Origin of the sequence: Micromonospora sp. NPDC000663 (assembly GCF_042898105.1) — a bacterium.
Lineage (GTDB): Bacteria > Actinomycetota > Actinomycetes > Mycobacteriales > Micromonosporaceae > Micromonospora.
In genome coordinates, this window is the sequence record NZ_JBIAYR010000008.1 from 1 (window position 1) to 13261 (window position 13261).

Below are 13261 nucleotides of genomic sequence, written 5' to 3' on the forward strand. Positions count from 1 at the left end.
GCCACCGCCACAGCCTGACCGCCGCGACGCCGCCCGGCCGACAGGCCGGACGGCGTGTCATCCAACACCGTGAACGTTCGTGGTCACGGCACTAGACCTGATCGACGACCTGCGAGGCGTCGTGGTGACCGCGGATGCATTGCACTGCCAGCGTGAGCACGTCGCCTACCTCGACCGACGCGGCGCGCACTGGATCCTCACCGTCAAGGGCAACCAGCCCGGCCTGCACCAGCAACTGGCCGGCCTGCCCTGGCGGCTGGTGTCCGACGATGACCGCGACACTGCACGTGGGCACGGACGTCGGGAGATCCGCACCCTGAAGGTCCTGTCAGTCTCCTCCGGCATCGAGTTTCCCGGCGCAAGCCAGGCCATCCAGATCCGGCGCCGCCGACGCCGTCTCGACGAGCCGAAACGCTTCACCACCCAGACCGTCTACGCGATCACCGACCTCCAAGCCCATCAAGCCAAACCCATGCACCTCGCCGGCTGGATACGCAGACACTGGACCATCGAGAACAAAACCCACTGGGTCCGCGACGTCACCTACGACGAAGACCGCTCCCAGATCCGCACCGGCACCGGCCCCCAGGTCATGGCCACCATCCGCAACGCCGCCATCGGCGCCCTGCGCCTGGCCGGCGTCACCAACATCGCCGCCGCCAACCGCCACCACGCCCGCGACGCCAAACGACCACTGGCCCTACTCGGCATCACCTAACGACTTTGCCGGGACCCTGGGACTCGAACGACTTCGGCCGGGTCTTCGTCCATTTCAGGTGAAAATAGCTGCTGTCGCGTCTCGGCCCGGACTGGCGACCTTGTTGATGATGGTGTCGTCCGGACCGAGTTGTCGCCCGTCGTCGGATCGGACCTCCAGGGCGCGCAGCGGGTGCCCGTGCTGGCGGTCGATCATTTCCGAGTGCGGTTCGCCCGGCTCGAAGCAGTGGGTCTCGCCCCACTGCCGTAGTGCCACGATGACCGGAAAGAGGCCCTTGCCCTTCTCAGTCAGCGCGTACTCGTGGTAGCTGCCACCGTCCGTGGCCTCGACGATCTCGATCACGCCGCTGGCGACCAGGGTCCGCAGGCGGGCGGCGAGGATGTTCTTCGCCACCCCGAGGCTGCGCTGGAATTCGCCGAAGCGGCGGCTGCCGTCGAACGCGTCGCGCACGATGAGCAGCGACCACCAGTCCCCGATCGCGTCGACTGACCGGGCCACCGGGCACTCGGCGTCGTCGAAGCGGGTCCGTTTCACCATCGTGCTCTCCTCGTCACATGTCGGTTGCAACATGCTACCGCCCTCCCGTACCGTGCCCTGGTGGCAACATGCAACCATGACCCGGGGATGGGCCTGGCCGGCGCCGACCGGACGAGAAGCCGAGCGGCGTCGCCCCCTGGGCTGTCCGGGTGGCTCACCCTGCTCTTCGCCGTCGCCGCCGGGGCGACGGTGGCAAACGTCTACTTCGCGCAACCACTGCTGGTGACCATCGGCCGGGAGTTCGCGCTCAGCCCGGCGACCGTGGGCATCGTGGTGACCATCACCCAACTCGGTTACGGGCTCGGCCTGTTCCTCGTCGTCCCGCTCGGTGACCTGGTGGACCGGCGGCGGCTGGTCGTGACACAGCTGCTGCTCTTGGCCGGCGCGCTGGCCGTGGTCGGTACCGCCGGCACGTCGCTGGTTCTGCTCGCCGGCATCGCCACGGTGGGACTGCTCGCGGTGGTGACCCAGTCGATGGTGGCGTACGCCGCCGCGCTGGCGGGACCGGCCAACCGCGGTCGGATCGTCGGCCTGGTGACCAGCGGGGTGGTGATCGGCATCCTGTTCGCCCGGACGGTGTCCGGCATCCTGGCGGACCTCGCCGGCTGGCGGTCGGTCTACCTCGTCTCCGCCGCGTTGACCGTGACGATCGCGGGGCTCCTGTACCGGGTACTGCCGTACCACCCGCCGGCCCGCAACCGCCTCCGGTACGGCAGGCTGCTCCGCTCGACCGTGTCACTGTTCACCGAGGAACCCCTGTTCCGCGTCCGTGCCCTGCTCGCCCTGCTCATCTTCGCCGCGTTCAGCGTCCTGTGGAGCGGGGTCGCGCTGCCGCTCAGCGCACCGCCGCTGTCGCTGTCGCACAGCGCGATCGGCGCCTTCGGGCTTGCCGGGGTGGCGGGTGCGTTGGCGGCGGCTCCCGCGGGTCGGCTGAACGATCGTGGCCTGGCCGGGTGGACCACCGGCGTCGCTCTCGTCCTGCTCGTCCTGTCCTGGTTGCCGATCGGGCTCACCCGACAGTCGCTGTGGGCGCTGGCGATCGGCGCGGTCCTGCTCGACCTCGCCGTGCAGGCGGTCCATGTCACCAACCAGTCCGTCATCTACGAGTTGCGGCCGGACGCCGGCAGCCGGCTGATTGGCGGCTACATGGTCTTCTACTCGATCGGCAGCGGCGCCGGGGGGATCGCTTCGACCGCCGTGTACGCGCGGGCCGGCTGGGGTGGCGTGTGCGTGCTGGGGGCGGGGATCAGCGCACTCGCGTTCCTGCTCTGGGCGGTGACCCTACCCCGGGTGCGGCTGAAAAAATCGATCCATTGACATGCATGACATGTGCGCCTTGACGACTCGTTGACCCAATGTGCGGGGCTCGGAAGTGGGACAACGTTTGATTCAAATGCTGCAGGTTCTCGGTTGAGATGTCGGCCCGCAGCTCGTTGACCTGGGACCACTGGGTAATCTGCACCTACCAAGTGCCTTCCGCGCAAGGAACTGCGAACGACTCGACACCGGACAGTTTCCTTACGTGGCAGGCGCTTCGCCGCCTCCACCGAGCCTTCTCAACCCTCAAGATCACCGCCGCCGTGAAAGTCCGAGGTTAATGTACGGTCCGCCCTCGCCGCGCAGCGGCTGGATCGGATCCGTGAAAAGACTCGCCGCCGCCTCCATCGTCCACTCGTCGAGGCGATGCTCGTCGCTTAGTGCTTCTCGCCGCTAGTTCGTCAGGGGTTACGCGGCATCGGATATGGGTGGCATGGCGAGGCGTTTGCGGACCGATCGAGTCGATCTTCACGTGATTCGACGAGCAGCGTGCAGGCGCTGGCGTAGCGGGGTCTAGAGCGACTCGGGCGAGCCTGCCACGACTGTCAAACTCAGTACTCGCAACGATTGACGCTGAGCAGCACTATGTTTCCGCTCTGTGGCGGGCGAAGACCACGGTCGTGTGTGGCACGCCGTCCGGCTTCGTCACCGTTCGGCTGTCGATCCGCTGGAACCCGCTCTTCTCGGCGACCCTCACCGAGGCCAGGTTCGCCTCGTCAGCCTCGAGGAGGAGCTGGGTCAGCCCGACCTCGCCAAATGCCCACGCTGCGAGCAGTTGGACGGCGCGGGGCGCGATGCCGCGGCCACGACTACCGGGGAACACGCTGTAGGCGATGGTGGCCACGTTGTCATCTCGGAATTGCAGATTGATGATCCCGACGGGCTCGTCCGTCACGGCGTCCGCGATCACGAGCGGAGTCGCTCTGCCGCTGCGCCACGCCTCCTCGACACGAGCCATGCTCGTCCTGCGGGCCTCATCATCCATCGGCTCGTCGTCCAGCCAACGACGCGTCTCAGGGTCGTGGCTAGCCGCAGCGATGGCGTCCAGATCAGCAGCATGACGCACCCGCACCGCGACGACGCCGTCGACGAATGGCGCGGCCGGCGGCTTTATGGGTGTCGAACGCGCCATGACTTGATCATAGTGATCCGAGGCTGTGGGTAGGGGCGTGGTCGGCAAGGCGTTTGAGGAGTGCGTCGAGGTCCCTCTTCGTGTAGCGCCAGTTGAACGGGCGGCCGGCGAGGTTGTAGTGGTCGTGGAACGCGTCCAACCGGTTCTCGACGTCGGTCAGGTCGTAGAAGTCATTGGGCGTGACGACCTTGCGCTGCACGATCGAGAAGTAGATCTCGATCTGGTTCAACCAGCTGGCGTGCAGCGGGGTGTGCACCACGGTCGCGTTGGACCACGCGGCGCTCATGCGATCGATCGACGCCTGGCCACGGTGGGAGGAGCCGTTGTCGACGATCCAGAACACCCTGCGCGCCGAGGCGTAGGGCTCACGGGTCATGACCTGCTCGACAAGGCGCGCGAACGGGGCCAGCCCGGTAGTCGGTTCGCAGCGGCCGTAGACCTTCCCGCAGTGAACGTCGAGTGCCGCCAGGTAGGCCAGGGCTCCACCGCGGTCGTACTCGTGCTCCACGCGCATCAGCCTCGACCGGCCCGGGGGCAGGGTCGGATGGCAGCGGCAGCGGGCCTGGATGGAGGTCTTCTCGTCCGCGCTGATCACGAACTCGCCGGCACCCAGCGCCCGGCCCTGCCACAGGCGCGCATACAGGTCGAGCACCACATCGGCCTTCGCAGCGAAGTCCGGATCACGCGGAAAGATCCACGACCGAAACCGCCACGGCTTGATCGCATCAGCGGCCAGCCAGCGGGCCACGGTCGAGGCGGACACGTCGCCGACGACGCCCGCGGTGACCGCCTCGCCGGCCAGCTCGGCCGCGCTCCAGCGTGACAGCGGCACCCCACGGTCGGCAGGCAGTTCACAGGCCAAGGCCTTGACCTGCGCCTGCTGGGCCGGGGTGAACAGTGGCGGCCGCCCCGACCTGGGCGCGTCGCGCAGTCCGTCCATCCGCTGGGTGTAGAACCGGCTGCGCCACTTGCGTGCCGTGTCGACGTGCATCCCCAACTGGACGGCGATCGCGGTGTTCGTGTCGCCGTCGGCGGCGGCCAGCACGATCCGTGCCCGGGTCACCATCCGGTACGCGGCCGAAGGCCGCCGGGCCAGGGCCCGCAGCGCGGCGTGCTCATCAGGGGCGAGGACGATTACATAGGGGCTCATCGAGGGCATCGGCATGTTCTGCCACCCGGCACGCCGCGACGGTGGCACCGACACGCCGTACCGGGTGCGGCACCATGACTACCGTGGCCAAAGCCCCGCCCGAATCGACCAAGACCTCGCTACGCCAGCGCCTGGCCGCGCATGCCCGAAGCCACTGGCCCGCGCTGGCCGCCCTCGACGTGCGCTACCACGGCAGCTTCGCCTACGTCACCGGCCGGCTACCCGACGGCACTACGCTGCCGCTGTGCCGCCTGCCCTACGCCGGCTACGCCAACCTGTGGGGCTTCGCGATCTACCTGGCCAGCAAAGACGGCTACGAAGACTCCTTCCTGCCCAGCGGCCGCACGGCAGGCACGGCAGAAGAAGCCCTCGACTGCGCCTGCGGTCTCTATCTCGACGACTCGATGCTCTGACCTGCCCCCGACGAACTAACGGTGAGCAGCACTTAGCGTCCGCAACGCGTCAAGCAGGCGGTACAGCTGGTCGTCCTCGCCGTCGTCCGTGGGCTCCGTGGGCCTGGCCTCGACGCGGGCCAGTGCGCGGATCGCGGCTTCGGAAGCGGCACCCCAGTCACCGTCGTGATAGGAGCAGCATCCGCGGCCGCGGCGCCTCGGTGCCACTTGACGGCCGACACGCCGCCACCACGGCGCTCCCGATGGCATGCAGGGCGGATCGCCGTGCAGATCGGGTCGGGGGAGGCCGACCACTGCGGCGACTGCGTACCGCATCCGGCCCTCCTGCGGCCGCGCTGGCTCGATGTAGCCGTCTCCGCGCGACACGTCGACCGGACCCCCGACCAGCACGCGCAGCTCTGCCTCGCTTAGCCGCGGCCCCCACCTCGGCGCACCCACCGTGTGGGGGCCAGCGGCGGTAAATCCATAGTGCATCAACCCAAGGTCCTTGCTATCGAGCAGCTGATGCGCGATAAAGATCGGCGGATCCTGCTCATCCGGGCAGTGCCGCTGCCAGATCGCCGCGACAAACCGCTCCGCCCCGTTCATCAAAGCCGCGCCCTCGCGGTCAGTCTGCGTCGCCAACGCGACCGGTCGCACGCCGCTCCGGGCGAATAGCTGGAGCCGGAAGCTTGAGTTCCCCACCCGGAACATGTGCTCGTCGACCGTACGGTCGCGGACACCCGCCTGCTCGCGCAGCAGCGGCAGGTCACGTATCGGACCCTCAGGCACCTCCGCTTGATTCATGTCTATAACGGTAAGCCGTCCCCTCGACGATCGGTCTCCATGCCGGCGCAGTCCGTGGGAACGTTCCACGGGCATGCATATCAACCTTGGCGAGCGCACCGCTGGCGCCACACCTTGCGGTCGCAGATCGGATGGAGACCCGTTTCTGAGCGCATCGCGCGTGAGGCTGTCTGCCGGTGCCTGCTCTTGTTAAGCAACGCGCCGGGCAAGGGGCGCGCCGAGACAGAGTCCCGAGCGCGTACCTTGCTGGCTGTCCGGCCGGGCACCGGCGCGTGCGAGAGGGGCGACGATGAGCGAAACCGATACCGTAACCATCGCGGGAGTGCCGGTGCGCTACCACGACGAGTACGAGCTAAGCGTAGAGAGCGACTACGAGCAGGTACATCAAGACCATAAGCATGACAACGAGCACCTAGAAGGGCTCGACCGCGAGCCGGGCACCACTACCGCGCTGTACGCCGTGGCTAGTGCTCGCTACCTGGCGGAAAAGGCCGGGACGTTGAGCGACGCGCTGCGCGAGCCGTACGCGCTGCGGACCACTCGGGACGTCGACGCGGTGGTGGCAGCGCTCGGGCAGCACATCGATGCCCTCGCTGGCGTCGCCGAGGGGCTGGGCGTATGGCTCGACGCGGCGCATCAGCGCGGCGAGCTCGCCGGCGAGCCGGACGCCGCACGAGCAGAGTTGAACGAGGCAGCCGACCTTCTGCGAGACGCCAAGCTGCCTTTGCACAGGGTGGCTGCGCCGGATGACCGTAGTCCTGCGCTCGATATGGACACCCTGATCTTGGGGGTCGTAGAGCACCTACGATCCCGTGGTATCGAGGTTACCGACGTGCATGTCTTCGAATCGGAGACCCGTTGGGGGTTGGGAAGAGACCGACACCTGTCCCTGAGCAGCGAGGCCAGCTGGCAACTACTCTTCCCGACCGAAAGCGGGTCAACTTGGAAGCCTGTCTCATTCGGGCTGTACTGCTGGTACGCGCATCCGGAGCAGATCGCCGAACTGGTCGCCAGGACTCTGGCCGACGCGGAGGGGTGACGGAGGAACACAGCCTGGGCATACACGGGAACATCTGCAGTTCCCCGCCCAACTAGGCGGTTCGGGCCACCGTCAGTCGGCACCGATAGAGCGGCGCTGCTCGCACGGGGGAACGAGCAGCGCCGTCCCATCGACGATACTTCACCCCCGGTAGAACCGCTGCCCTCGAAAGAAGCGGCCAGTCCCATGCGAAGACGCCCCGACAGCCCCAGCACTCGGGCTCCCCATGGCGGCCAACTAACATGTCGTCGAACCTCTAGCGTGCGTCACGCCAACCGGACTCCGGCAGAGTCGCGGAGTCAACCGGACTTCGACGGGGTGGCCGCGTCTCGGTTGGCGCTGGTCATCCGCTCCCTGAACCGCCTCCTGTCCGGTCGTCCTTTCCCATGACAATCGTCGGCCGACTGCTACCATCGGAACCTCTTCGGCCTCACACCGCGTTCGCGGCGTGAGGTTGGGAACGTTGGTTGTTTCACGCGGCCGGGGGGTTGCCACTTCGTTCGTTCGCGGACGTTGTTCCCCCGGCCGTTCCAGCCGCTGGCCACTCGCGGGCAGGAACAGACATGGAGATCCGGTACATCGGTGGCCGACCACACACCGACATTGCCGGCGCAGCCGAGCTGACCCGCCGGTCCGAGGCGACCGTCCGACTCAAGACATCGCCAAAGCAGCGGGAGCAGGATTCCGGCTGGCCCGCGCCGGTTAAGCAGGACAAGAAGTCATGGTTTCCCGTCGATGAGCTGGAAAACGTCCGAGACATCCTCCTGCCGCAGATCGTCGAGGCGGGGCAAGCACGCGTTCACTGCGTCGACCTCGTCGGCGATCCAGAGGCACTGATCTCCGCGACCGAGTTTCGGAAGATTCTCGGCATCAGCCAAGGGACATGGGACTACTACGTCGGCCTCAGCAGGGCGGCGTGGGACCGCGGCGAGGATGGCTACCTTCCCCGGTTTGACGTCGAAGAGCCGGCCCCCGCACAGGGAATGATCCGATACTGGAAACGCCACCGAGTGCAGGCGTGGATCAACAGTAGGACGGGGAAGGTTCAGCGCCCCGAAGGGTACGGAGCAAGCCAGTCCCCAGGGCCGGAAGCAACGGCGTCCGCCCCTACTTCCGGCCACTAGCCCCGGACACAGCCCTCGTCGTCTCTGCGTCTCGAATCGGCCTCCGGCCGATGGCCTCCCGCCGGGTCAGCGTCCCGCCGCTGAACCGCGGCGCCTCGCCGGCGAGGCAGGCTCCGGGATGAGTCAGGGCAGCGTCGATTCTTCCCGGCGGCCTGCCCCAAGGGACAACCATGTTCGGGGGTGAGTCGCAAACCCACACCCCGGGCTTGCGACTCACCCCCGAACATGGTGGATCGAAGATCAGGCCGCCGGGAAGAATCTTCAACCTCGCGCACGGATGCGCGAAACGCGTCCCAAGAAACCGACCCGAATGACACGGACTCCAGGAAGCATGTATCATTAAATACATTGGTTATTCAGAGTGCCGCGCATTGGGTGGCGCGGGGGCCTAGGAACCCACACCACCGAATTTACCCAACAAAAAGGTGACCCCATGCAGCTCGTGCACGTTCAGTTTCCACGCCGCCAATCCGAGGTGCATCGCAACGACTGTACAAAGCCCCGCACTAAGCGTTATCGGCGACCGACCATCATTCGGAACACCTACGACGTCGCCACTCGCCGCGACCTCATCCTTGCCCTCCACCCGGAGACGGAGCCCACAAACTGGCACCAACACCTCGACTCCCTTGACCTCACCTGCTGGTGCATGTGCGTCGTACGAAGCGAGCCCTACACGAAAGCACAGTTGATGACGCTGGGTCGCTACAGCCTCCACAACGGCGTGTCTGAGGCGTTACGCGATCTCACGCTTAGTCAAATCCGTAACAGCGAACTGGCGGACCTCGCCGCAGAGGCCAACGACACCGCGCTCATCGGTGTTCTTGAGACCATCCAGGCGGCAACCGCCACTCTGCGACACGCGCAGATGCAACTCATTCCGGATCACCCGCGCCCCCTCCCGCCAACCGCCACCACCGGGCACAACGCCGCCGCCACCCAGAATCCCATTCGAGAGAACGGCCCCAACTAGACACAAAGGACCGCATCATGTATCATTAAATACATGAGGGAGGGGCGGCAACCCCCGACCGAATACCAACGATTCCCGACCGAAGGAAATCACCGTGAGTGGAACGCTCGACACCATTCCCCTGACCGCCCGACACGCAAGCCTGGCCGATCTGAACGCCATCCTCAACGCTCAGCACAGCCACAAGCTCGACATCGTCGCCGGCACCGGAATGCTGCGCGCCGAAGCCGGCCATCTTCGCATCACGGGCGCAGAGCCGATCCTCACCGACACCGGCGTCACCCCCGCCGATGGGCTGTACCTGCCCACCGAAATCGGCGACGCTGGAATCGGCGAAAAGCTCGGCATCCCCACCGCCTACCTGCGCAAGACCCGCGCCCAGGCCCTGCACCTCTACGACGATAACGTCAACGGCTGGTTTGATCTCCAGCACGGCAAGCGATACCTCGCCCGCTGCCTGTCAGACGGCAACGGCGGCGGAATCCTGCGCGCCTTCCTCAGCGACGGATACAAGATCATTGACCACCTCGACGTGCTGATGTCGGTGTTGTCCGGCATCCGGGAGTCCGGGTTGCGGGTGGAACTCGCGTGCGACCTGAGCGAGCGACGCATGGTCGTTCGGGTCCACTCCGAGGCCATCAGGTCTCTCGCCCCTGCCCTGCTGCGCAACTACCGCAGCCCTTTCAATGGGGCAACCGGCGCGGACAACCCGACCGTCTTCGCCGGGCTCGTCTTCACCAACAGCGAAACCGGCTCCGGCGCGATGACCGTTACCCCGCGCATCGTCGTCCAGGTGTGCGACAACGGCGTCACCATCACCAAGGACGCGCTGCGCTCCGTGCACCTCGGCGCGAAGATGGACGAGGGCACGATCCGGTGGAGCAACGACACCCACGAGGCAAACCTCAGTCTCATCGGCAAGCAGGCCCGCGACGCGGTACGCCGCTTTCTCGACGTCCGTTACGTCCGCCGCAAGATCGAGGAGCTTGAAGAGAAGGCGGGCCGGCGGATCCCCGACCCCGACACCACCATTCGGGTTGTCGGGCAGCGGCTGCGGTTCACCGAGGATGAGCAGCGGCTGATCCTGAACCACTTCATCGACGGCGGGGACCGCACCGCCGGAGGAATGCTGCACGCGGTCACCAGCGCGGCGCAGACGCTCAGCGACCCCGACGCCGCGTTCGACATGGAAAGCGTCGGCGTACGCGCCATGGAGATCGCGGCCACGGTCTGACCGGCCCGCCGGGTGCCGCTCCGCCGGCACCCGGCCCCCCGGCCGCGCCCGCTCATCGCCGGCTCGTCCGTGCTCTCGGGTCCGCACCCGTACGCGGGTTTCCCGCGTGCCGCCTCGCAATGTCCCTCCACCCCTTGATGGAGCAACCATGCCTATGTTCATCGGGCTGCCTCACGGTGTGTCGCTACCCCGCAACCTCCCCGAGCCCGACGCTCGGCACCTCGTATCCGTTCTCGCCCGCACCTTCCGTTGGACCGGCCCCCTGTTCGGCCGCATCGAGGTTGAGGCATACCTCCAAGCCCAGGCCGACGACCCGGCCAGCCTCCCTAGCCCGGCGCTGAGCGACGACGACTGGCAGCGCGTACAGGCGACTGCCGCGTGGAGGAGCCTTCCCGCCGCTGCCCACCGTGCGATCGCCACGGCGGACATCATCGGTCGCGCCCTTCGGCAAGCGGGCCGGTGTTGCGCTGACTGCGACATCCTCATTTCCGGTCCGCCGACCGCCAACTGGGGTCTATGCCCGATCTGCTTGAACCGCGCGGAGATCACCGATCTGCAGTGTCGGCCGTGCCCGGCAGGCGACGGCGCGAGCCCGCACCGCTGGGATGACGGCACATGCGCTGGCTGCACGATGCCGTCCCCGCCCAGCCGCCCGCACCTCACCGCCCTGCCGACAGCGGCCTGACCGATCGAACGCCGTTCCTTGACAACTCCACAGCGCTCGGCGCGCAGCCCGCCACCGCCGCTACCGACAACAATCCCGCAAGCCCCGGCGCGCTCTGGACGGCAACCCCAGACGCGACCGGACAACCAACACACCCACAGCCCGAAGGGAGCACGAACCGTGCTTACGGAAACCGAAATCGCACAGCAGCTCGATCCGCCGGTTGAGACCGAGGCCCCGAACAGCCCCCAAGACGCCGCATCCCTGACCGAAGCCGACGGAGCAACCGCTACCGATGTGGGCGTCGAGGAAACCGACGAGGCCCAGGAAGTACCCGCCCTGCCCGGCCGGCATTGCATGGTCAGGGTCAAGAACATCCAGCCGAACCCCGGCAACGCCCGCGATGATGCGCAGGCCCTGCCCGGCATCGTGCAGAACCTGCACCAGGACGGCGTTCGCGGCCTCCTCTCACCTCTCATCGTCGTCCCGCTCGGACCGGACGAGGACGGCCCGTATCTGATCATCGACGGCGAGCAGCGTTACCGGTCCGCCGTCGAAGCAGACCAGGAGTGGATCCCGGTCATCGTGCGCGAGGACCTGGCCGCGAACCGCGAGCAAATCATCAGCATGCTTCGGCAGGTTCACCGTACGGAACTCACCGCAACTCAGCAGGCCCGAGCCATCGAACAACTCGCCCTCGACGGCATGAGCGACAAGGACATCGCCGAGCGCACCGGCTACCAACCGGAGCACGTCAAGGCCGGTCGGCAACTCGCCACCCTGGACAAGCGCACCGCCGAGCGCACGCAGACCCTCGGCCTGGACCTCACTCAGGTCGCCGCGCTCGCGGAGTTCGCCGACGAACCCAACCGCGTCGAAAGACTGCTAGAGGAGGCCGAAGAAGGTCCGTTCGCGTTCGCCCGTGCGGTAGAGCACTATCGCGGCGCCCGCGCCGCCATCGCCGCAGAGGCGGCCCGCCGCGCCGAACTCGCCACCGCCGGGGTGACGCTGCTGTCCGAACACCCTCGGTACAACGACCCCAAGATCAAGGAGATTACCGACCTGCGCGACGCCGAGGGCAACCGCGTCGACGCCGAGGCGCACAGCGACTGCCCGGGGCACGCTGTTCGGCTGTTCCTCGCCTACGGCGACCGGCTGTCGGAGACGAGCTACTGCACCGACTGGCGCAAATACGGCCATGCCCTTCCCGCCCACGCTGTCACCTCCGCTCGCAGCGGTCCCATGACCGAGGAGGAGAAGGCGGAACGGCGGCTGGTCATCGGGAACAACAAGGCCATGGAGATCGCCAACAAGGTCCGCCGCGAATGGCTGGCCACGTTCCTGACCGCCAAGACCCCTCCCAAGGGCACGGCAAAGCTGATCGCGGACATGCTGGCCGACTCCGGTTACATCCTTTCCACCTGGGTCAATGGCGGCCGGAAAATGCTCGACGACCTTCTGTCGCCGGGCAAGGCCAAGCGTCCCGGCACCAAGCGCGTTCCGGCCCGGGGCGTCAGCGACGGCCGCTACACCGTCATCTCACTCGCGGCCATCGCCGCCGCCAACGAAAGCGGCATCACCCGATCCTCGTGGCGGGCACCCGACCCGGCGGTCGCCAAGTGGTTGCAATGGTGCGTCGCTAATGGCTTCCAGGTCGGCGAGGTCGAACAGCTCATCATCGACGGCGTAGCTAATGGCTTCCAGGTCGGCGAGGTCGAACAGCTCATCATCGACGGCGTAGCTAACCGCACGAAGCAGCGCGCCGGCCTCAGCGTCGTCGCCGCCCCAGAGCCCGACGAACTGCTGATCGAAGGCGACGCCGACACCATCGACACCACCACCAGCGCGGACGGACCGGACGAAGGGCCGACCCGCGCCCTCCGAGACGACAGCGACCAGCCCTCGGGGTCCGAGCTGGAAAGCACGCTCGCCGCATAAGCCTGCCGGTCGGGGGCCATACCAGGCCCCCGACCGGCACGGCCACCAACACCGCAACGGCCGCGCCGACACCCCTGGTCGTTCGTCGCGTCACCGAGCACCGCCAAACCTGACGCGCGGTGACGGAACCGGGGCGCATCGAGCGCACCGGCTCCGACGAGGGGCGCTCACGCGCCGCCCCCTCGCCTCCCCCGGCTCGGCGCTCACCCGCCGTCCGACCGGCACGCAAAGACCAC

12 protein-coding genes are annotated in these 13261 nt (G+C 67.3%); 8 read left to right on the forward strand and 4 right to left on the reverse strand.

Annotated elements, in window-relative coordinates:
- Nucleotides 1-121: 121 nt before the first annotated feature.
- A complete protein-coding gene (locus ACFY1S_RS23340; protein WP_387121729.1) occupies nucleotides 122-718 on the forward strand; it encodes an ISAs1 family transposase in 597 nt (198 codons plus the stop codon).
- A gap of 54 nt (nucleotides 719-772) precedes the next feature.
- Here the strand turns inward: ACFY1S_RS23340 and ACFY1S_RS23345 are convergent, their stop codons facing one another.
- Nucleotides 773-1255: a winged helix-turn-helix transcriptional regulator gene (locus ACFY1S_RS23345; RefSeq protein WP_387121732.1), complete on the reverse strand. Its 483-nt coding sequence runs from the start codon at nucleotides 1253-1255 to the stop codon at nucleotides 773-775.
- Nucleotides 1256-1315: 60 nt separating this feature from the next.
- Between ACFY1S_RS23345 and ACFY1S_RS23350 the strand changes: the two genes are divergently transcribed.
- A complete protein-coding gene (locus ACFY1S_RS23350) occupies nucleotides 1316-2572 on the forward strand; it encodes an MFS transporter (RefSeq protein WP_387121735.1) in 1257 nt (418 codons plus the stop codon).
- 583 nt (nucleotides 2573-3155) lie between these two features.
- Here ACFY1S_RS23350 and ACFY1S_RS23355 read toward each other — a convergent pair.
- Nucleotides 3156-3704, reverse strand: a complete 549-nt coding sequence (locus ACFY1S_RS23355) for a GNAT family N-acetyltransferase (RefSeq protein ID WP_387121738.1) — start codon at nucleotides 3702-3704, stop codon at nucleotides 3156-3158.
- Nucleotides 3705-3711: 7 nt separating this feature from the next.
- Nucleotides 3712-4869, reverse strand: coding sequence for an IS630 family transposase (locus ACFY1S_RS23360; protein WP_387121741.1), 1158 nt, complete (start codon nucleotides 4867-4869; stop codon nucleotides 3712-3714).
- A 68-nt stretch (nucleotides 4870-4937) separates the two neighbouring features.
- Here ACFY1S_RS23360 and ACFY1S_RS23365 point away from each other — a divergent pair, with 68 nt between their 5' ends.
- Nucleotides 4938-5267 (forward strand): hypothetical protein, encoded by a 330-nt coding sequence (locus ACFY1S_RS23365; RefSeq protein WP_387121744.1) that lies wholly within the window; start codon nucleotides 4938-4940, stop codon nucleotides 5265-5267.
- Between the two features lie 15 nt (nucleotides 5268-5282).
- Here the strand turns inward: ACFY1S_RS23365 and ACFY1S_RS23370 are convergent, their stop codons facing one another.
- On the reverse strand, nucleotides 5283-6053 hold the full coding sequence (locus ACFY1S_RS23370) for a hypothetical protein (protein WP_387121746.1): 771 nt from the start codon (nucleotides 6051-6053) through the stop codon (nucleotides 5283-5285).
- A gap of 289 nt (nucleotides 6054-6342) precedes the next feature.
- On the opposite strand from ACFY1S_RS23370, the gene ACFY1S_RS23375 reads away from it, so the two are divergent.
- From ACFY1S_RS23375 to ACFY1S_RS23395, 5 genes are all read left to right on the forward strand, one after another.
- Nucleotides 6343-7092, forward strand: a complete 750-nt coding sequence (locus ACFY1S_RS23375) for a hypothetical protein (RefSeq protein WP_334505356.1) — start codon at nucleotides 6343-6345, stop codon at nucleotides 7090-7092.
- A gap of 563 nt (nucleotides 7093-7655) precedes the next feature.
- Nucleotides 7656-8216 carry a hypothetical protein gene (locus tag ACFY1S_RS23380; RefSeq protein ID WP_387121749.1) on the forward strand — a complete coding sequence of 187 codons (561 nt, stop codon included), beginning with the start codon at nucleotides 7656-7658 and terminating at the stop codon, nucleotides 8214-8216.
- 433 nt (nucleotides 8217-8649) lie between these two features.
- Complete coding sequence (locus ACFY1S_RS23385; RefSeq protein WP_387121752.1) at nucleotides 8650-9189, forward strand: hypothetical protein; 540 nt, start codon at nucleotides 8650-8652, stop codon at nucleotides 9187-9189.
- A 94-nt stretch (nucleotides 9190-9283) separates the two neighbouring features.
- The gene (locus tag ACFY1S_RS23390) at nucleotides 9284-10423 is read left to right on the forward strand and encodes a DUF932 domain-containing protein (RefSeq protein ID WP_387121755.1); all 1140 of its coding nucleotides are present in this window, start codon (nucleotides 9284-9286) and stop codon (nucleotides 10421-10423) included.
- 844 nt (nucleotides 10424-11267) lie between these two features.
- Nucleotides 11268-13025, forward strand: coding sequence for a ParB/RepB/Spo0J family partition protein (locus ACFY1S_RS23395; RefSeq protein WP_387121758.1), 1758 nt, complete (start codon nucleotides 11268-11270; stop codon nucleotides 13023-13025).
- The last annotated feature ends 236 nt before the right edge of the window (nucleotides 13026-13261 follow it).